General features: G+C 58.6%; 21 protein-coding genes. 9 read left to right on the forward strand and 12 right to left on the reverse strand.

Annotated features, from left to right (window positions below):
* Positions 1-275: 275 nt before the first annotated feature.
* Positions 276-680 carry an OsmC family protein gene (locus tag AACR93_RS07365; protein WP_033114601.1) on the forward strand — a complete coding sequence of 135 codons (405 nt, stop codon included), beginning with the start codon at positions 276-278 and terminating at the stop codon, positions 678-680.
* 49 nt (positions 681-729) lie between these two features.
* Positions 730-1,026, forward strand: a complete 297-nt coding sequence (locus AACR93_RS07370; protein ID WP_043850324.1) for an MliC family protein — start codon at positions 730-732, stop codon at positions 1,024-1,026.
* Between the two features lie 88 nt (positions 1,027-1,114).
* Here AACR93_RS07370 and AACR93_RS07375 read toward each other — a convergent pair whose 3' ends face one another.
* Genes AACR93_RS07375 through AACR93_RS07385 form a run of 3 tightly spaced genes read right to left on the reverse strand, consistent with a single transcriptional unit; the run spans position 1,115 to position 2,811 of the window.
* Positions 1,115-1,648, reverse strand: coding sequence for a DUF4136 domain-containing protein (locus AACR93_RS07375; protein ID WP_043850325.1), 534 nt, complete (start codon positions 1,646-1,648; stop codon positions 1,115-1,117).
* A 16-nt stretch (positions 1,649-1,664) separates the two neighbouring features.
* Complete coding sequence (locus AACR93_RS07380; protein ID WP_041210528.1) at positions 1,665-2,534, reverse strand: phosphoribulokinase; 870 nt, start codon at positions 2,532-2,534, stop codon at positions 1,665-1,667.
* Positions 2,535-2,586: 52 nt separating this feature from the next.
* Complete coding sequence (locus tag AACR93_RS07385) at positions 2,587-2,811, reverse strand: YheU family protein (protein WP_041210529.1); 225 nt, start codon at positions 2,809-2,811, stop codon at positions 2,587-2,589.
* A gap of 97 nt (positions 2,812-2,908) precedes the next feature.
* Between AACR93_RS07385 and AACR93_RS07390 the strand changes: the two genes are divergently transcribed.
* Positions 2,909-4,060, forward strand: a complete 1,152-nt coding sequence (locus AACR93_RS07390; protein ID WP_043850326.1) for a GGDEF domain-containing protein — start codon at positions 2,909-2,911, stop codon at positions 4,058-4,060.
* On the opposite strand, the gene AACR93_RS07395 is transcribed toward AACR93_RS07390, so the two are convergent.
* The 3 genes from AACR93_RS07395 to AACR93_RS07405 all read right to left on the reverse strand — a co-directional run bounded on the left by AACR93_RS07395 (position 4,039) and on the right by AACR93_RS07405 (position 6,801).
* Positions 4,039-5,025 (reverse strand): hydrolase, encoded by a 987-nt coding sequence (locus tag AACR93_RS07395; protein ID WP_043850327.1) that lies wholly within the window; start codon positions 5,023-5,025, stop codon positions 4,039-4,041. The two genes, AACR93_RS07390 and AACR93_RS07395, sit on opposite strands and share 22 nt — an antisense overlap.
* Positions 5,026-5,092: 67 nt before the next feature.
* Entirely contained in the window at positions 5,093-5,992 is a 900-nt protein-coding gene (locus AACR93_RS07400; RefSeq protein WP_041210532.1) for a chemotaxis protein, read from the reverse strand.
* 158 nt (positions 5,993-6,150) lie between these two features.
* Positions 6,151-6,801, reverse strand: coding sequence for a hypothetical protein (locus tag AACR93_RS07405; RefSeq protein WP_043850328.1), 651 nt, complete (start codon positions 6,799-6,801; stop codon positions 6,151-6,153).
* Between the two features lie 39 nt (positions 6,802-6,840).
* On the opposite strand from AACR93_RS07405, the gene AACR93_RS07410 reads away from it, so the two are divergent.
* Positions 6,841-7,044: a YheV family putative zinc ribbon protein gene (locus AACR93_RS07410; RefSeq protein ID WP_033114610.1), complete on the forward strand. Its 204-nt coding sequence runs from the start codon at positions 6,841-6,843 to the stop codon at positions 7,042-7,044.
* A 143-nt stretch (positions 7,045-7,187) separates the two neighbouring features.
* Positions 7,188-7,859: a peptidylprolyl isomerase gene (slyD, locus tag AACR93_RS07415; protein WP_043850329.1), complete on the forward strand. Its 672-nt coding sequence runs from the start codon at positions 7,188-7,190 to the stop codon at positions 7,857-7,859.
* A gap of 83 nt (positions 7,860-7,942) precedes the next feature.
* Here slyD and AACR93_RS07420 read toward each other — a convergent pair whose 3' ends face one another.
* Together AACR93_RS07420 and AACR93_RS07425 are read right to left on the reverse strand one after the other, a co-directional pair.
* On the reverse strand, positions 7,943-8,158 hold the full coding sequence (locus AACR93_RS07420; RefSeq protein WP_033114612.1) for a SlyX family protein: 216 nt from the start codon (positions 8,156-8,158) through the stop codon (positions 7,943-7,945).
* A 14-nt stretch (positions 8,159-8,172) separates the two neighbouring features.
* Positions 8,173-9,141, reverse strand: coding sequence for a WD40 repeat domain-containing protein (locus tag AACR93_RS07425; protein WP_043850330.1), 969 nt, complete (start codon positions 9,139-9,141; stop codon positions 8,173-8,175).
* 118 nt (positions 9,142-9,259) lie between these two features.
* Between AACR93_RS07425 and fkpA the strand changes: the two genes are divergently transcribed.
* Both fkpA and AACR93_RS07435 read left to right on the forward strand, forming a co-directional pair.
* A complete protein-coding gene (gene fkpA, locus AACR93_RS07430) occupies positions 9,260-10,054 on the forward strand; it encodes an FKBP-type peptidyl-prolyl cis-trans isomerase (protein WP_041210536.1) in 795 nt (264 codons plus the stop codon).
* 150 nt (positions 10,055-10,204) lie between these two features.
* Complete coding sequence (locus tag AACR93_RS07435) at positions 10,205-11,611, forward strand: sigma-54-dependent transcriptional regulator (RefSeq protein ID WP_043850331.1); 1,407 nt, start codon at positions 10,205-10,207, stop codon at positions 11,609-11,611.
* Positions 11,612-11,667: 56 nt separating this feature from the next.
* Here AACR93_RS07435 and AACR93_RS07440 read toward each other — a convergent pair whose 3' ends face one another.
* The 3 genes from AACR93_RS07440 to AACR93_RS07450 all read right to left on the reverse strand — a co-directional run bounded on the left by AACR93_RS07440 (position 11,668) and on the right by AACR93_RS07450 (position 13,486).
* Positions 11,668-12,537 carry a tetratricopeptide repeat protein gene (locus tag AACR93_RS07440; protein WP_043850332.1) on the reverse strand — a complete coding sequence of 290 codons (870 nt, stop codon included), beginning with the start codon at positions 12,535-12,537 and terminating at the stop codon, positions 11,668-11,670.
* Positions 12,538-12,650: 113 nt separating this feature from the next.
* Positions 12,651-12,986, reverse strand: a complete 336-nt coding sequence (locus AACR93_RS07445) for a hypothetical protein (RefSeq protein WP_042030818.1) — start codon at positions 12,984-12,986, stop codon at positions 12,651-12,653.
* Positions 12,987-13,141: 155 nt separating this feature from the next.
* Complete coding sequence (locus tag AACR93_RS07450) at positions 13,142-13,486, reverse strand: DUF2956 domain-containing protein (protein WP_043850333.1); 345 nt, start codon at positions 13,484-13,486, stop codon at positions 13,142-13,144.
* Between the two features lie 259 nt (positions 13,487-13,745).
* On the opposite strand from AACR93_RS07450, the gene ushA reads away from it, so the two are divergent.
* Positions 13,746-15,470 (forward strand): bifunctional UDP-sugar hydrolase/5'-nucleotidase UshA, encoded by a 1,725-nt coding sequence (gene ushA / locus AACR93_RS07455; RefSeq protein ID WP_043850334.1) that lies wholly within the window; start codon positions 13,746-13,748, stop codon positions 15,468-15,470.
* Between the two features lie 457 nt (positions 15,471-15,927).
* Here ushA and AACR93_RS07460 read toward each other — a convergent pair whose 3' ends face one another.
* The gene (locus AACR93_RS07460; protein WP_043850335.1) at positions 15,928-16,788 is read right to left on the reverse strand and encodes a Tim44 domain-containing protein; all 861 of its coding nucleotides are present in this window, start codon (positions 16,786-16,788) and stop codon (positions 15,928-15,930) included.
* A 135-nt stretch (positions 16,789-16,923) separates the two neighbouring features.
* Between AACR93_RS07460 and AACR93_RS07465 the strand changes: the two genes are divergently transcribed.
* Complete coding sequence (locus tag AACR93_RS07465) at positions 16,924-17,115, forward strand: hypothetical protein (protein ID WP_043850336.1); 192 nt, start codon at positions 16,924-16,926, stop codon at positions 17,113-17,115.
* The last annotated feature ends 27 nt before the right edge of the window (positions 17,116-17,142 follow it).

Below are 17,142 nucleotides of genomic sequence, written 5' to 3' on the forward strand. Positions count from 1 at the left end.
TTGCCATTCCTTGTATTAGTCGCAGTAGGATAAGAGCCTTTGTCTGTGCTGACAAGGCTTTGCGCCCTTTTGAATAGAGCCCTTTGAGTAATGCCTGCTGCGCCGCTTCAGCCATTCTAGGGAAGATAGGGAGGGGAGATGTTGATTTTGATCTATTAACCTCCCAATCATCTTGCCCCTGTGGTTGCCCGGTCGGGTGAAGAGATGCCGAAGCCGTGATGGCTGGGGTATGCTAGGAGCATCATGAGCACAGGCTTAACCAAAGAGGATGCGAGATGAAAGCCAAGGTCAGCTGGGTTGAAGGGATGAAGTTTGTCGGGGAGAGCGAATCAGGGCACAAGGTGATCCTGGATGGCGCCAACCCGGGCGAGGGGGCCAGCCCGCTGGAGATGGTGTTGCTGGCCGTGGGTGGTTGCAGCTCCATCGACGTGGTATCCATTCTGGAGAAGGCGCGTCAGGTCGTGACGGCTTGCCATGTTGAACTCGACGGTGAGCGGGTTGACAGCGTGCCCCGGGTCTTTGAAAAGATTAATCTCCATTTTGTGGTGACCGGCAAGGGGCTGGCAGAAAAGCAGGTCGCCAGAGCGGTCGAGTTGTCGATGGAGAAATATTGTTCTGTTTCCCTGATGTTGGAAAAAGCGGTACAAATTACCCATAGTTATCAAATTCTTGAGGCTTGATAACCGAAGCGTTGTTCCATCGATAACGCCATGACATAAGGAAAGTGCAATGAAAAAAATAATCGCTCTGCTTCCCCTGTTGGGTCTGGCTGCGTGCACCAGCCCGCAACCCACCAAGTATCAGTACAGTCAGTACCAGTGCGGGGAAGAGCTGTTGGCCATTACCTATGATGCTCAGGCTGACATGGTGCAGTTCCCCTATGCCGGGGTCTATCACAAGCTGGGCCGTGTCGAATCGGATAACGGTGCCAAATATTCCGACGGTGTGACCACCTTCTGGAATCAGGACAAACAGGCACTGTTGACTCAGAAAGGGGTGACCCTGCTCACCTGCAAGCTGAAGTAATTCCGGCGCATTCCAGCAAAAAGAGCGGCTTGTCATCTGACAAGCCGCTCTTTTTTATTCAAATCATCAGCAAAAAATGATGAGGGCGTCAGTGGGTGGGGACTGGTGCCAGCAGTTTGGCCGCGAGCTGCTGGCTGAGAGCCTGGCGCTGGTTATCGGCAATGGCGGCATCGCTGGCCAGCGAGATGACACTGCTCCATACGGCTTTCTGGGTTTTGCGGTCGAGCAGCACTATGGCCAGGGTGCCTTTGCGCTGATCCGGTGCGGCCTGCACCCCGGGTGTCATGCCAAGGCGGGCAAAAATCTGGCCATCGCTGATATCCTTGTCACCCGCTACACCGATAGCGACCCAGAGATCCGCCTCATCAAGGGGAACACTCTGCCACCCCTTGCCATTGAGTTCTTTACTGACCGCATTCTGGATGGGTTCGAGCCACCCTTCGGCCTGATTGCCGGCAAACTGATACTGTTCGGCCAGGGCGTAGCGCGGAGTGGCGCCGAAGGTCCAGTCACCGAGCGAGCGAGCCACCATGGTTCCGGGTTCAAACGTTGGTGCTGACGGCCCGCTGCTGCAGCCACCCAGCAGGGCGAACAGCACCACAGAGAGAGAGGCAAAGCGCATCATAAGCTCCTTTGTATCAGGTGATTTTGCCCGTTTCGAGCAGTTGCTGGATCAGCGGCTTGAGGATTAGCTCCATCGCAAAGCCCATTTTGCCACCCGGAACCACGATGGTGTTCATCCGCGACATAAATGAGCCGTCGATCATCGAAAGCAGGTAGGGGAAATCTACCTGTTTGATGCCGCGAAACCGGATCACCAGCATACTCTCGTCCAGGCTCGGGATCACCTTGGCGCTGAAAGGGTTGGAGGTATCCACAGTCGGAACCCGCTGGAAGTTGATGTGGGTGCGGGAAAACTGCGGGGTGATGAAGTTGATGTAGTCATCCATGGAGCGGACGATGGAGTCGGTTACCGCCTCACGGGAGTGGCCCCGCTCCGAGGTGTCGCGAATGAGCTTCTGGATCCACTCCAGGTTGACGATGGGCACTACGCCGATGAGAAAGTCCACGTGGCGAGCCACATTGTGATCTTCGGTGACCACACCGCCGTGCAACCCCTCATAGAAGAGCAGATCGGTATCGTTCGGCAGATGCTGCCAGGGGGTGAAGGTGCCGGGCATCTGGTTGAAGGGCACCGCTTCATCAAAGCTGTGCAGATAGCGGCGGTACTGGCCGGTGCCATCCTGGCCATAGCCCTGAAAGAAACTCTCCAGTAGCCCGAAATCATTGGCCTCGGGGCCGAAATAGCTGATATGGCGCCCCTGTTCGCGCGCCTTGCGGATCGCTACGTCCATCTCGGGGCGGGTATAGCGGTGAAAACTGTCGCCCTCGACCACTGCCGCCTGGTAACCAAGCTGATGAAACATGGAGCGAAAGGCGATAGTGGAGGTGGAGGTGCCGGCACCGGATGAACCGGTGACGGCAATAATGGGGTGCTTGGCCGACATAGAATTCTCTCTTCCTTGGAAATTCCGTTATAAAGGCAGGCTTCGGGTTCGGTCAAGCCGACTCGTCAAAGCGATCTTTGGGCACAATATTGACCGACTCGTGCAGCTCGCTGTAGACGATCACCGCCTTGCCTTGCTGTAATTGGCTGCGCACTTCCTCAACCTTGGTACCCAGTGATACATCCTGTTCGCCATACTCGGTTCCTTCCTGCAGTACGAAATGTTCGATCAGGTTGGTCAGGGTGTCGGCATCCAACTCTTGCCAGGGAATTATCATGAAGGGATCTCGATGCAAAAATATATAACCACCGAGCTATTGTTGTGTTGAATTGCGCGAGTGCAACCAATTTCTACTTTTTTCGCCGGAGTCCGAGATGTTGTCTGAAGAGCAGCGCAGTGCGCCGTTAACCCTGGCGGATCATCTGGATCAGGCGCGCCGGCAGGCCATTGGTCGCGGCATGGTGTGGTTCTGGCTGCTGAACTGGCTGGTGGTGCTGTTTCTGGCGATTCGCTATGAGGTTTACAGTCAGGCAGGCCTTGCCAGTGATCACATGCTGCCATGGAGTTTTCAGAGTGAGTTGGCCCTGGTGATGGTGGCATTGTTGTTGCTGCCTGTTATCAGCCTGTTTTGTGACCATCTGCAGGATTGTACCTGGTTACGGATCGCGGCGCTGGTGATGGTGGTCTGGGGGGGGATCTGGACCCTGCATATCTACACCCTTGGCCAGGTTGAGCTGCGTGGCGGCCTCAGTTATGCCCATGGGATCATGCGGCTCAACCTGCTGGCGGCACTCATCGCGTTTTATCCCGACCGCAAGGTGTTTTACGGCTATCTCTTGGGGCCGCTGACTGCTGGCGTGGGAATCGAGCTTTTTTTAAAGGTCGATTTTCCCCAGATCTATCTGCTTGGCGTGCTGTTCGGCATTATTGCACTGGAGGTGGGACGACGAATGCTCAACCGCTGGTTCGAGCTGGCGATCGTGCGCGAACACGAGAATCTGGTTCTGCTGCGCCGTCTTGACCGGCTGGCCAAGCAGGATCCGCTGACCGGCGTTGCCAACCGGCGTCACTTCAATGTCGAGCTGGAGCGGGGGCTCACTCATAGCGGTGAGAGTGGTATGCCTCTCTCTCTCATTCTTATTGATGTGGACTACTTCAAGCGTTTCAACGACCGCTATGGGCATCAGGCCGGAGATATATGTCTCAAGGAGGTGGCAACTGCGCTCACCCATTCGGTTCGTACTCCGTCAGATTTGGTTGCCCGTTATGGTGGTGAGGAGTTTGTCCTGTTGCTGCTGGATGCGGATCAGCAGGGGGCTCGTGAGGTGGCGCGGCGGCTGCAGGACGGGATGGCCAGCCTGCAGCTGGAGCATCAGGCGTCCGATGTCGCCTCCTGGGTGACGGTGAGTCAGGGGATTGCCACACTGCTGCCCGGTGAAAGTGCAAGCCAGCTGCTGGAGCGGGCTGATCAGGCGCTCTATCGGGCCAAGGAGTCGGGGCGCAATCAGTTCTGTGTCGCGGCCTGACTCTGTTCGGCGATCCAGCGGCTGATCCGCTCGTCCAGCCAGAAGCGGGGACGCCACGGAGTGCCGTGCAGGAAGCCGACATGACCGCCACGGCGGCTCAATTCATAGCGCACATGGGGCGAGAGCTGCTCGGGGCGCGGGATGACGGCATCGGACATAAATGGATCGTCGGCGGCGTGCAGGATCAGGGTGGGGATGGGGATCTGGTCCAGCAGCGGCAACCCCGAGCAGCTCTGGTAGTAGTGGCTGGCGCTGTGAAAACCGTGCAGCGGCGCGGTTACCAGCTCGTCAAAGTCACGCAGAGTGGCTATTTCTTGCACTTGTTTCGGTTGCCAGCGCTCGCCCGCTTTTTGCTGCTGGCTGATCTTGTTCAACAGATTGCGGCGCATGGTGCGCAGCAGGTAGTTCTGGTAGACCTTGGAAAATCCCTGATTGACCCGCTCGGCACAGCTGGCCAGTTGCAGCGGGGCCGAGACCACCACCGCCGCCTTCACCGCCGTAGGGCAGGCGCGCGCCAGCAGATTGACCAGCATATTGCCCCCCAGTGAGAAACCGATGGCGATCAATGGCTTGTCCGGAAAACGCCGGCTCAGCTCGGCAATGACCTCCTGGGCATCGTCGATGGCGCCGGAGTGATAAGCCTGCAGATGGCGGTTTGGTTCGCCACTGCAGCCACGAAAGTGCATCAGTACCGCCGCCATTCCCTGTTGTTGCAGATGGCCAAACAACCCCTTGGCGTAGTGGGAGTGGATGCTTCCCTCCAGGCCATGAAATACCACCACCAGCGGCTGCGTATCAGCCGTGATTTCTCCGCTCCATGCGAGATCGACAAAATCCCCGTCAGTCAGTTCGAAGCGCTCGGCCACAAATCGTGCCGGAGTCCGGCGCAGCCATTTGGGCAGAATGGTTTGCAGATGGGGATTGCGAGCCCACCAGGGGGCGTGGAAGTGGCTTTCTGTGAGCATGGCGATGATCCGCTACGGCGATAATGAGATGACAAACCGGCGAGCAGGGCTGCCCGCCGGATGGGGATTAGACCAGCAGTTTGTCGTGGTGCTCGGCACCGCGCAGCATTGCCTGGATCAGCTCGTTGGCCTCAAACTTGGTCAGCGCCTCGTGGGCGCCCACCTGATGGGCACGTTCGACACTGATTTCGCTCGAGAGGGAGGTGTGCAAAATGATGTAGGCGCCAGCCAGCTTGCTGTCGCTTTGCACCTCGAAGGCGAGCTCGTAGCCATCGAGCCCCGGCATCTCGATATCGCTCACCAGAATGTCGATCGGTGTTTTCTGGCTGGCTCGCTCCTGCATCAGGGCCAGCGCGTCCTTGCCGTTGGTGCTCACCTCATAGGGGATATTGATGTAGTCGAGTGCCGCCATCAGCTGACGACGGGCGACGGAGGAGTCATCCACCAGCAGGATCCGCATCGGCTTGATCCGTTCGCGCTGCACATCGGTCAGCACCGGATAGAGGTGGCTCGGGTCATCGGGGTAGACCCGCGACAGGATGAGTTCGACGTCCAGCAGTTGGATCAGCTGATCGTTGACCCGGGTTACCCCGGTCACAAAGACGTTGTGACCCAGCGACGCGGGAGGCGGCTCGATATCGCGCCAGTTGCACTCGGTGATCTTGTCGATACCGCGCACCAGAAAACCGACCAGAGTGCGGCGGCAATCGGTGATGATGATAAAGCAGTGCGGCATCTCCTCCTTGCTGATGGGGCGATAGCCCACCGCCATCGCCATGTCGATCACCGGAATGGTGGAACCACGCATGTTGGCCGCCCCCAACACGGTGGGGTGAGAGTGGGGCATGGCCGTCAGCTGGGTATAGGGCACTATCTCCTTCACCTTGAGAGTGCCGATGGCAAAAGATTGCTTGGCAGAGAGATGAAACAGCAACATGCCCTGTGATTGGTTGGCTTTGCTCGTCATGGCAGGTGTCCTGTTGGTCGAAACTGTGGCTGTCATTTCTGGCCTCTAGCATAAAGGATTGCGGGGGTGATGGCCCCTTTGTTAACGGCCATCTGGCAAAAAGCTGGACTCAATCAGCCAAGATTTTAGCTCATTGGCTTTGGACGGCCCTATTCCCCCTAATCTTGTACTACTCCCCAGCGCTGGCAGGCAGCTTGCAGAGTGGCCTCATCGCCATAACCCAGTTTGTTGGCGACCTGAGCGGCTTTGCTGCCCCCTTTGAGCAGTCTGAGTGCCTGCAGTAGTTGCCACTGTTGTTGCAGCTCTTCCCCTGCCAGCGGTGCATCGCCACGTTGCTGCCACTCTGCCAGGGCTCGAGCTTCGCCGCGGGCCAAAGCCTGCCAGCATTGCTGCAGCGCTTCATTATCCTGTGGCTGGATGGTGCACTGCAGCAACTCATCGAGGATCACCTGCAGGCGGTGGCCATAGGCCCCTTGCCACTCTTGCGGCCGTTGCCACAGGGCAAGGGAGTCGAGCAGGGCATTGAGCAGGGGCGTGGCTTGCAGCCAGCCTGCCTGCTGCGGCTGGGTTACGCGCAAAGAGACGTTCAGCTGATCGTAATCACAACCGCTGAGCGGGCTGAAGGCGGCCAGTGCATCGGCACAGAGCCAGAAGCAACTGCCAGCCGGCAGCAGGAGTTCATGCTGACCAAGTCTCAGCAGTGCCGCGCCCCGGGTGATCCGCAGCAGTTGTCCGACCGGCGTGCGTTTGCGGTTGCCAGCCTGCAGGCCGTGACAGGAAAAATGGTGATACTCGATGGCGTGATGCATGTAAAAACCCTGATATGATGCTGCCTGGAGGTAACAAATATGGAAACCAGACGTAAAAAACGCTTCATTGCCGGTGCGGTTTGCCCGGCGTGCGGCAAGTTGGACAACATGATGCTGTATATGGAGCATGGAGTCGAGAAGGTGACCTGCGTCGCGTGCGGTGATACCCAGGTGCAGACGCCGGAAGAGGTGGAGCGGGTAACCCGTGAAGCCGAAGAGGTGATCGGCGTATTTCGTCCCTGATAGCCCTGAAGAGTGCAGGGCGTTGTTGCCCAAACTGGTGGCATCGCCGATTTTTTCATCGCCCGCTGACGGGGCATGGCATATGCGCGGCCCGCTTTTTAGGTTATTCTGGGCCCGTTTTTTTCTATCCGCAGGATCCTGACATGAAAGTAGCTCCTCTGAGCGTGGTTACGCTGGAATACACAGTCACCGACGAGCACGGTGAAGTCATCGACAGCACTGTCGGCAAAGAGCCGCTGGTCTATCTGCACGGCACCCGTTATCTGGTTTCCGGCCTCGAAGCCGAGCTGGAAGGTCGTGCGGTAGGTGAAGCCTTCGAAGTGACCCTGACCCCGAGCCAGGCCTACGGCGAATACGACGAGTCTCTGGTGCAGGAAGTGCCGGGCGAGCTGTTCGACGGCATGGAAGTCTCCGAAGGGGATACTTTCGTGGCTGAAACCGATGACGGTCATCGTCCGGTGACTGTAGTTGAAGTGTCCGAAGAGTTCGTCAAGGTAGATGGCAACCATCCGCTGGCTGGCGTGACTCTGGGCTTCAAGGTCGAGATCAAGGACGTGCGTGCTGCCACTGCCGAAGAGCTGGCTCACGGCCACGTTCACGGTGCCGGCGGTTGCGGTCACGACCATGGTCATGACCACGATCACGGCCATGGCGGTTGCTGCGGTGGTCACGGTCACGACCGCGACGAAGAGCACGCTCACGGCGGTTGCTGTGGCGGTGCCGGTCACAGCCACGAGCATGACCACGGCGACGACCATGGTCATGGCGGCTGCTGCGGTGGTGGCGGTTGTGGTGGCAAGGGCCATCACCACTGATCACGGCCACGCTGATGATAAAAAAACCCGCGATTTATCGCGGGTTTTTTATTGGGCAACATTTGCCGGACAGAGAGCACTCATCAGTAGTGAGGGGGCGGGGTCTCTTCGGCCATGCTGGCGATCTGGCTCGGTTGCACGCTCTTGAGCTTGTCGATCAGCAGCTGGATCTGGTGCTTGAGCCGGTCGAGCTCGCGCCCCTGGGTGGTGACCTCGTCGTTGAGCAGCTCTATGGTGTACTCCGCATAGGCGAGACGGGTTTCCAGGGTTTCGATGCGTTCGTTTAAATGCTGACTCATGGGCCTGCGGGTCCTTACTTGATGGTCCAGATTTCGGCCAGGCCACTGGAGCTGGCGCTGACAAGGTGGCTATTGTCGCGCAAAGCCACGCCGTAGACCACTGCACTGGGCGGTTTTACCTTGGGATGGGGCGAAACCAGCCAGCTCTGCAACAGGGCGCCATCGCTCACCTGCCATAGCGAGAGCTGACGGGAGGGGGCGCCGGTGATGAGCCATTTGCCGTCATTGGCGAAGCGGGCGCTGGTGTAGACCTCGAACCTGTGCCCGAATTGCAGTTGGCTCACCTCTTTGCCGGTTTTCAGATCCCAGATGCTGCCCCGGCTGCTGTCGGCGGTGAAGGCGTAGCGACCGCTCGGCTCCAGCCGTGCCATTACCACCCGGCCACCATGGTTGAAGCGCCAGACCACCTGACCGCTGCGGGTATCCCACAGATAGGCGCTGTAGTCATTGCCACCGGTCAGGGCGTAGCGGCCGTTGGCGGAGAGATCCACCGTATTGATCTGCTCGGTGTGACCGAGAAACTGCAGGCGCCGTCCGGTTTGGGTGTCGACCCACTCCGCTTTGCCATCTTCACGTCCGATCAGCACATTGCGTCCATCTGCCGAGAGGGCAATGTCCCTCAGCCTGGATTCAGGAAGCGAGTAGTAGCCTTGCGATTGGCCGTTCTGGAGCTGCCAGATGGCAAAGGTGGTGGCTGTGGCGGTCACGGCGTGACTATCCCCTTGCGCAAAACGGACGATGGAGACCAGATCATCGGGGGAGTCGGATTGTTTCCAGCGCCAGCGCTGGCGGTTCCGCTCCAGATCCCAGACCACGACCCCCTGGCCGAGGCTGGAGACGATGGCCTGCTTGCCGTCACTGGCCAGATCGGCGGCCAGCAGACCCGAGCTGGCGAGGGAAAGTTGCCGGTCTGGTCGGGCACTCTGCTCGCAGCCGGTGAGCATGAGGCAGAGGCCTAGCAGATAAATGGCACTTTTTATCATTTTTGATGTCTCACGCTTTTGTTACCTGCAATCACGGCGTTAGTATAAGGCGCTTATCACGATAAACCTCTCATTTCACGATGGAACCGAGAGCGGTATTTGGAGTTTGGAGAAACTGATGAACAAATTTCTGAAGGTGTCCCTGTTGGCTGCGGCGGTTGCCGTAGGTCTGACTGCTTGCCAAAAAGACGAGAAGCCGGCTGCCAATAGCGCCGAGGTGAAGGCAGAGGCCAGCAAACCGGCAGCGTCTACCAAGGCGCAGAGCTTTGAAGAGCAATCCGGTTACGCCATCGGCCTCTCCATGGGTCGCTACATTGCCAACACCCTGGAGCGCCAGCAGGAGCTGGGTATCAAGCTGGACAACGCCGTCATCCTGAAAGGGGTCACCGATGGTCTGGGCAAAGAAGCCAAGATGACCGACGAAGAGATCCAGAAAGTACTGCAGCAGTACGACGCCAAGATCAACGAGCTGACCAAGGCCAAAGCCGAGAAAGATGCCGTTGATAATCTGAAGAAAGGTGAAGAGTTCCTGGCCGCCAACGCCAAGAAAGAGGGTGTGAAGAGCACCGAATCCGGCCTGCAGTATCAGGTCGAGAAGATGGGCACTGGCGCCAAGCCGAAAGCGACCGACATCGTCAAGGTTCACTACACCGGTACTCTGACCGATGGCACCAAGTTCGACAGCTCCGTTGATCGTGGCGAGCCGGCAACCTTCCCGCTCAACCAGGTTATCCCGGGCTGGACCGAGGGCGTACAGCTGATGCCGGTTGGCTCCAAGTTCAAGTTCTTCCTGCCATCCAAGCTGGCCTACGGCGAGCACGGTGCTGGCTCCATCCCGGCTAACGCCGTGCTGGTGTTTGACGTCGAACTGCTGGCTATCGAGAAGCCGGCTGCAGAAGACGCCAAGAAGTAATTCCTGTGTATCGATGAAAACGGCTCCTTAAGGAGCCGTTTTTACTTGTGCATCCTCTCGTTTCGCGGGATAAACTGAGAGCATTGCGCATGGGATATCAGCGGTAGCGCTAAAAATAAAGAACAAAATCAATTAACAAGGATCAATCCTGTGGCTGAGAACGCACCCCGTGTCCTGTTGGTGGAAGATACCCGGAGTCTGGCTGTAGTTTATGAGCAGTACCTGCGCCAGGATGGCTATGAGGTGGTGCTGGCCGATTGCGGACAGCAGGCGCTGGAGGTGTTGCTGACGACCCCCCCTCCGGTGGTGCTGCTCGACCTTGAGTTGCCCGACATGTCGGGCATGGAGATCCTGCAACAGATCACCGAACAGCAGCTTCCCTGCGCCGTGGTGGTGATCACCGCCCACGGCTCGGTGGATGTGGCGGTGGAGGCGATGCGTCTCGGTGCCTTCGACTTTCTGACCAAGCCGTTTGACAGCAAGCGGCTCTGCGCCACAGCCCGCAATGCCTTGAAACACCAGCAGTTGAGCTCGCTGGTTGCCCACTATCGCGAGAACTTCGAGCGGCAATCCTTTTTCGGTTTTATCGGTGCCTCCATGGCGATGCAGGCGGTTTATCGCATCATCGAGAGCGCGGCGCCGAGCAAGGCGACCGTCTTTATCACCGGCGAGAGCGGTACCGGCAAGGAGGTGTGCGCCGAGGCGATCCACCAGTGCAGCCCGCGCCGCGAGCAGCCCTTTATCGCCCTCAACTGCGCCGCTATTCCCCACGATCTGATGGAGAGCGAGATCTTCGGCCATGTGAAGGGCTCCTTCACCGGTGCTCAGGGCGATCGCAAAGGGGCTGCCAGTCTGGCGGATGGTGGCACCCTGTTTCTCGACGAGATCTGCGAGATGGATCTCGACCTGCAGAGCAAGCTGCTGCGCTTTATCCAGACCGGCACCCTGCAGCGGGTCGGCAGCGGCAAACTGGAAACCGTGGATGTGCGCTTTATCTGCGCCACCAACCGGGACCCGCTGCTGGAAGTGAAAGCGGGCCGTTTTCGCGAGGATCTCTACTACCGGCTCCACGTTATCCCTCTCTATCTGCCGCCGCTCAGGGAGCGGGGCGAAGATATTCTGCTGCTGGCCCGCAGCCTGCTGCAGAACTATGCGAAGGAGGAGAACAAGCGCTTTCGCGACTTCGATGCCGCCGCGGCGCGGGTGCTGCTCGACTACCCCTGGCCCGGCAACGTGCGCGAGCTGCAGAACGTGGTGCGCAATATCGTCGTGCTCAATGACAAGGAGCTGGTCAGCCCGGATATCCTGCCGCCGCCCCTCAACGGTGTGCGGACTCTTTCTGTTACCGCGGCAGCAACCCAGCAACCCGCTGCAACATCCGCCACTCCCGCAGTTGGCGGGCCGATCCGGCCGCTCTGGCTGGTGGAGAAAGAGGTGATAGAGCAGGCCATCGCCAGCTGTGACGGCAATATTCCCAAGGCGGCGGCGCTGCTGGAGATCAGCCCCTCCACCATCTATCGCAAGAAGCAGGGGTGGGAAGAGGCCAACCTGGCCTGAACCAGCTTGCCAAAAGAGAAGGGCGGCCAGAGAGCCGCCCTTCTCTTTTGAGTCGTTCAGAGTTTGGCGAGGCGTTTGAGCCGGGCCAGCCGCTCAGCCTCATGGCTCTTGCTCCAGCTATCGCGCGAGAGCAGAAACCAGGCGCGGGCAAAGTATTCGGCCGCCGCCGGATCATCCAGCGCCAGCGCATTCTCCCCCAGCTCCTCGAACAGATCTCCATCTTCCGCAGCGCCGGCGTCGCTCATATCGGCTTTAAGCTGGGTCAGTTCTGCCATCGCTTGTTGATGCAGACCCATGGCCCGGCTCAGGCGGGCCAGACTCCAGCGGGCGATAAAAGCCTTGCCCTGCTCCTGATGTGCTTCATGCCAGCTCAGACACTTCTGCTGCAGCGCTTTTGCCTCCTCAAATCGCCCCAGCTCGAACAGGGTCCAGCCCAGATTATGGTAAATGGCGGGTAGCCAGCTGCGCACCCGCTCATCCGGGCTGCGCTCGGCCAGCTCCATCCCCAACTGATGCCAGCGGCTCTGCTGTGGCGGCGGCACCGTCATGGCCACCATCTGGGCGGCATCGATGGCGAGATAGAGCTCCTTGCTCTTGAGCCCTTGCTGCCAGGCCTGCTCAAACTGCGCTTTGGCCTGACTCTGATCGCCAGTGGCCTGGAACAGGCGGCCCCGCTCGATATGCAATCTGACCCGGGCTCTGGGGGTAGCCCCGGTGAGGCGCTTCTCTACGTCATCAAGGGTCTGTCTGGCTTGCTCTGGCTGGTGTTGCAGAGCGAGGGTGCGGGCAATCTGGGTCAGCAGCTCCAGCTCCAGTTGCAAATCCTGATCGGCGCGCGCTGCGGGCAACAGGGCATCGAAGCGCTGGGCAGTGGCGACGGGATCCTGATAGTCCCATAGCGCCATGAAATCGGGCGGATTCTCCATCTGGCCTCCTGGCTGGCGATCCTTGCACCAAGATGCCTGCAGGTTATTGATTGCACAAGGGGCGCTCGTCACAGAGCGCCCCTTGAGTCATGTCAGCGTCAGCGGCCAGCTGGTCAGTAGACCATGGCCAGGCTCATCAGCATCAGACCGAGGGCGGCAAAGGCTCCCTCCTTGATGGCCAGACGTGGCACCAGTGCCTTGGGCAGGCCCGGAAACAGGCTCAGGGCAAAGCCAAGGCCCGGCATCAGCCAGTGGAAGGCGGGATTGCGCAGGGCGGGATCGGCGGCGCCATTGATGATGATCAACAGAATAAAGAGGGTAAAGGCGGGCAGAATAAACCAGCGCACTGTGCCGGCGGCAACGGCCCGCAGCGGTGAGATGCGATAGAGCAGCATGGTCACCAGAAAGAGGACAAAGGGGGCCAGCAGGTAGAGCGGAGCGGGGTTCATAACGAATTTCCTGAAAACAGATGACCAGACAGTCTGGGTTGGCGACAGCTTGGGCTGGGGCAAACAGAGGCGGGATTTAATCAGCCTTCAATTAGCCTGACCAGCCTGATGGCCCTGCTCTGTGAAGCGGATCCCGGACAAAGGTTTGCGGCCTCTTAGCGCAACCACAACCAGACGGCGACAAAGCCGAGCCAGCTGGCGGCCAGCAGTGCCCATGGCAGCGGATGGTGGCGAGTGACCTCGATGACCTCAAGGGCTTCATCCTGTTCGTCGTCTTGCTGCGCGTGCTGGCTCTGTTTCGCTTTGGTCTGCAGCTTCTTCTGGCGACTGGCTTCACGAGCCCGCGCCTTCATCTGCTTTTTATACTCGTCGATCCCTTTCTGGATCCCCTGAGCGATAAGCTGGGTCTGCTCTTTGGTCTGCCCCGGCTTCTGGTTGGCACGGGCAATTTTCATCGCCTCCTGCTGGGTCTCGGGGGAAATCTTGTCGTACTTGGCCATCAACACACTCCTCGGGCATGGGGGAGGGAGTATGCCATAAAACCGCGTTTCGTGGCGCTTGGCACGGCATGGCCGCAAATGAGTAACGTCTCAATAAAAACATTTAAAAATCAGTCGAGAAGCGGATGTTGGGCCAGTGATCACAATTAACAGAATTTGTGAGTCATCGATGAAAAATGGCCACTGGTTGTTTGTTATATTTGCGCCCGACCTGCTGGATAGGGTCGCTAAATAACAAAACAATCAAGGTGATATGGAAATGAATAATAACTTTATCAAAGGCGGCGTGGCCCTGGCCGTGTTTGCTGCACTGACTGGCTGTAATACCTCAAAAAACGACAGCGTGGCACCCTGCACCGAAAATGTCTGCAAACTGACCATTCTGCACACCAACGATACCCACGGCCGTTTCTGGAACAACGCGGAAAACGAATATGGCATGGCGGCCCAGAAGACGCTGGTCGAGCGGCTGCGTAGCGAGGCCAAGGCGGCTGGCAGCGATGTGCTGGTGCTCTCCGGCGGTGACGTGAATACCGGGGTGCCCGAGTCGGATCTGCAGGATGCCGAACCCGATTTCATGGCGATGAACAGCATCCGTTACGACGCCATGGCGGTGGGCAACCACGAATTCGACAACCCCCTCAGCGTGATCGAGAAGCAGCGTCAGTGGGCCAAGTTCCCCATGCTCTCTGCCAACATCTATGACAAGGCGAGCGGCAAGCACTACTTCGACCCCTACAAGGTGTTCAAGTTGGAGAGCGGTCTCAAGGTTGCCGTACTGGGCCTGACCACCGAGGATACCGCCCAGCTGGTGGACCCCAACAACGTGAAAACCCTGGAGTTTCGCGATCCGACCACGGAAGCTGCCGCACTGGGTAAGCAGATCCGTGACAAGAAGGAGGCCAATCTGGTCTTCGCCATCACCCACATGGGCCACTATGCCGATGGCCAGCACGGCAGCAACGCGCCGGGCGATGTGGAGATGGCTCGCAAGCTGCCGGTTGGCACCCTGGATGCCATTATTGGCGGCCACTCCCAGAATCCGGTCTGTATGGAACCGGGTACCGCCAACAAGTACGCTAACTTCAAGCCGGGTGATACCTGCCTGCCGGATCAGCAGAATGGCACCTGGATCATGCAGGCTCATGAGTGGGGCAAATATGTGGGTCGTGCCCAGTTTGACTACCAGAATGGCAAGCTGACCCTGACCAGCTATGAGCTGATCCCGGTCAACCTCATCAAGCGCAATGCCAAGGGCGAGGCGATCGATGCCAACGGTGCTGTGACCAAAGACACCAGCAAGATGCAGTTCGTGCAGGACGAGATCGTTAAGGATCCCGAGCTCTACAGTACTCTGCTCGCCTATCAGGAGAAGGGTCAGCAGGAGCTCAGCGTGGTGATCGGTTCCACCGATGGGCTGCTGGTCGGCGATCGCAACTCGGTGCGCAAAAAGCAGACCAACCTTGGTCGCCTGATCACGACGGCCACCACCGGCAAGCTGGGCGTTGACTTCGGTATCGTCAACTCGGGCGGTGTGCGTGACAGCATCCCGGCTGGCGACATTACCTATCGCAGCGTGCTGCTGGTACACCCCTTTGGCAACACGGTCAACAAGGCGGTGATGAAGGGAAGCGAGCTGGCGACCTATCTGGGTCAGGTTGCCACCAAAACCCGCAACACCGGTGGTTACGCCCAGTTTGGCGGCATCAATATGGCGGTGGATTGCCAGGCCAAGAGCGTGAATATCACCAGCATCGGTGGCAAGGCGTTTGACCCGGCAGCCACTTACAGCTTCGCTATCCCGAGCTTCAGTGCCTCCGGTGGCGATGGTTATCCGAAGATCGATACCATCAACGCCGGCCTGGTCGATGCAGCCGTGCTGAAGGAGTACATCGAGGTCAAGAAGACCATCAACGTTGCCGACTATCAGCCGGCCAACGAGGTGAGCTATCTGAACTCTACTTCTGCGGAAGGGTGCAACTAAGCAACCTTGCATAGCCATCACAGGAGCCGTACTTGGCGGCTCCATTCAAACAGATCCCCGTGCCTTGCCCGGGGATTTTTTTATCTTGTGGCGATGACCTGATCCGCTTGTGCTGTTGCTGCTTGGCTCTTTACCTCCCTGCTACAAGCCGTTCTGCCGTCCATACTCGACGTTTACCGCTCTGCGACCTCTTGGCTGGATCGGCCATATCCCTTTGATGGCGCACTGGCAGCGCTAAAGGCACAAGGAGATGCGCATCCTGCCACTATAAATTTAATTTATAGATTTTCCTGAAATGGCATCGTTTTGACTTATACCAAACCGGTGGCAGAAGAGAGGCTCTGCCAGATCCGTTTATTGGCCCTGACAAACCCTCCGCCGATTTGTGGGGCCAGACCGTGAGGCAAAAAAAGAGGCAGCTGGATGGCTGCCTCTTTTGTCCCGGATGAGCGTCGCTTTACAGCTGCTCGATACCAACGATATGCCAGGGGGCATTGTTCTTGGCCAGATCGCGTTCGAGGTGCCACACCTCTTTGATCTCTTCCTCGACCTGCTCCTGACGGTCCATGTAGCGGCCGCTGAAGCGCACGCTCACCTGGGCCCAGTCGCTGCCGTAGTCGGCGCGCACCAGCTGGGTGTCGACATACATCACTTCGGTATGCTGGTCGCCAGTCAGTTCGGCGCGCTCGGCTTTGAGCTGCTCGAAAAGCTCGGGGCTGACGTACTCGCGCACTTTTTCCAGATCGTTCTTGTTCCACGCCTCTTGCAGGGTGCGGTAGTGGTCGCGGGCACCGGCCAGGAAGCCGTTCATGTCAAAGCCCGGCGGCAGGCGGAACGGCACATCGCTGTCGGCAAAGCCGGTCGCTTGCGGGGCGCTGTGGCTCTGCTCGAACTGCTGCGGGGCTGCGCTCTGGGGCGGCTGATAGCCGGCATAGGCCGTCTGTTGCGGTTGTGGCGCTCCCATCTTGCCCCGGCGCATGGCGCGGAACAGGAACACGGCACCCAGTGCCAGCAGGGCGATCAGCAGGAAGTCCATCCCTTGCAGACCTTCAAAGGCGCCGCTGCCCAGCAGGTAGGCAAACAGGCCACCGGCCAGCAGACCGCCCAGCAGACCACCCATCATGCCGCTCTTTTTCGGCGGGGTCTGGGCACCCAGGGTCGGGTTCTTGTTGTCGACCGGTTTGGCCGCAGGCTGTGCCGGCGCTGTCTTGTAACTTTTGCCAAAGGATTTGCCGCCACCAAACTTCTTGGCCTCGGCGTGCGGTGCCCCCAGGCCGATGGCCAGGATCATGGCAAACAGGGTCAGCATCTTTTTCATTTTGACTCTTTCACTCTCGTCTGTAGTTGGGGCATGCTCTGCTTAGGCAAGCTCAGCAAGGCGCATGGCAGGCTGCCTGTCCCTAAATGTGTCGCAGCTTGTGCCGATAAGTACCATGACAGGCATGAATTATTCATGAACGAATTACCACCTCGGGTGGGTCTCGATGTCAGGAGTGTGCAGCATGAAAAGCAGACGATTGAGCCGCAAAGAGCGCAAAATGCGCAGCAAAACCAGAAGCAGCAAGAGCGAACAGACCCTGGTCTGGCCCTTTATGATGGTATGAGCCGCCAGATAGGGCTCGCCGTAGTTGGCTTTCTTTTGTAAAATTCCCGTCCCCTTCCCGCTGCGGTT

The sequence above is a fragment of the Aeromonas sp. L_1B5_3 genome (genome assembly GCF_963866575.1).
Taxonomy (GTDB): domain Bacteria; phylum Pseudomonadota; class Gammaproteobacteria; order Enterobacterales; family Aeromonadaceae; genus Aeromonas; species Aeromonas jandaei.

Excerpts from the sequence above, each read along its gene's own strand:
- AACR93_RS07440 (WP_043850332.1), bottom strand. The coding sequence starts at position 12,537 with ATGGAGAATCCGCCCGATTTCATGGCGCTATGGGACTATCAGGATCCC.
- AACR93_RS07380 (WP_041210528.1), bottom strand. The coding sequence starts at position 2,534 with ATGTCGGCCAAGCACCCCATTATTGCCGTCACCGGTTCATCCGGTGCC.
- AACR93_RS07370 (WP_043850324.1), top strand. The coding sequence starts at position 730 with ATGAAAAAAATAATCGCTCTGCTTCCCCTGTTGGGTCTGGCTGCGTGC.
- slyD (WP_043850329.1), top strand. The coding sequence starts at position 7,188 with ATGAAAGTAGCTCCTCTGAGCGTGGTTACGCTGGAATACACAGTCACC.
- AACR93_RS07465 (WP_043850336.1), top strand. The coding sequence starts at position 16,924 with ATGAACGAATTACCACCTCGGGTGGGTCTCGATGTCAGGAGTGTGCAG.
- AACR93_RS07385 (WP_041210529.1), bottom strand. The coding sequence starts at position 2,811 with ATGATAATTCCCTGGCAAGAGTTGGATGCCGACACCCTGACCAACCTG.
- AACR93_RS07420 (WP_033114612.1), bottom strand. The coding sequence starts at position 8,158 with ATGAGTCAGCATTTAAACGAACGCATCGAAACCCTGGAAACCCGTCTC.
- ushA (WP_043850334.1), top strand. The coding sequence starts at position 13,746 with ATGAATAATAACTTTATCAAAGGCGGCGTGGCCCTGGCCGTGTTTGCT.
- AACR93_RS07445 (WP_042030818.1), bottom strand. The coding sequence starts at position 12,986 with ATGAACCCCGCTCCGCTCTACCTGCTGGCCCCCTTTGTCCTCTTTCTG.
- AACR93_RS07405 (WP_043850328.1), bottom strand. The coding sequence starts at position 6,801 with ATGCATCACGCCATCGAGTATCACCATTTTTCCTGTCACGGCCTGCAG.
- AACR93_RS07450 (WP_043850333.1), bottom strand. The coding sequence starts at position 13,486 with ATGGCCAAGTACGACAAGATTTCCCCCGAGACCCAGCAGGAGGCGATG.
- AACR93_RS07425 (WP_043850330.1), bottom strand. The coding sequence starts at position 9,141 with ATGATAAAAAGTGCCATTTATCTGCTAGGCCTCTGCCTCATGCTCACC.
- AACR93_RS07395 (WP_043850327.1), bottom strand. The coding sequence starts at position 5,025 with ATGCTCACAGAAAGCCACTTCCACGCCCCCTGGTGGGCTCGCAATCCC.
- AACR93_RS07410 (WP_033114610.1), top strand. The coding sequence starts at position 6,841 with ATGGAAACCAGACGTAAAAAACGCTTCATTGCCGGTGCGGTTTGCCCG.
- AACR93_RS07400 (WP_041210532.1), bottom strand. The coding sequence starts at position 5,992 with ATGACGAGCAAAGCCAACCAATCACAGGGCATGTTGCTGTTTCATCTC.
- AACR93_RS07365 (WP_033114601.1), top strand. The coding sequence starts at position 276 with ATGAAAGCCAAGGTCAGCTGGGTTGAAGGGATGAAGTTTGTCGGGGAG.
- fkpA (WP_041210536.1), top strand. The coding sequence starts at position 9,260 with ATGAACAAATTTCTGAAGGTGTCCCTGTTGGCTGCGGCGGTTGCCGTA.
- AACR93_RS07375 (WP_043850325.1), bottom strand. The coding sequence starts at position 1,648 with ATGCGCTTTGCCTCTCTCTCTGTGGTGCTGTTCGCCCTGCTGGGTGGC.
- AACR93_RS07390 (WP_043850326.1), top strand. The coding sequence starts at position 2,909 with ATGTTGTCTGAAGAGCAGCGCAGTGCGCCGTTAACCCTGGCGGATCAT.
- AACR93_RS07460 (WP_043850335.1), bottom strand. The coding sequence starts at position 16,788 with ATGAAAAAGATGCTGACCCTGTTTGCCATGATCCTGGCCATCGGCCTG.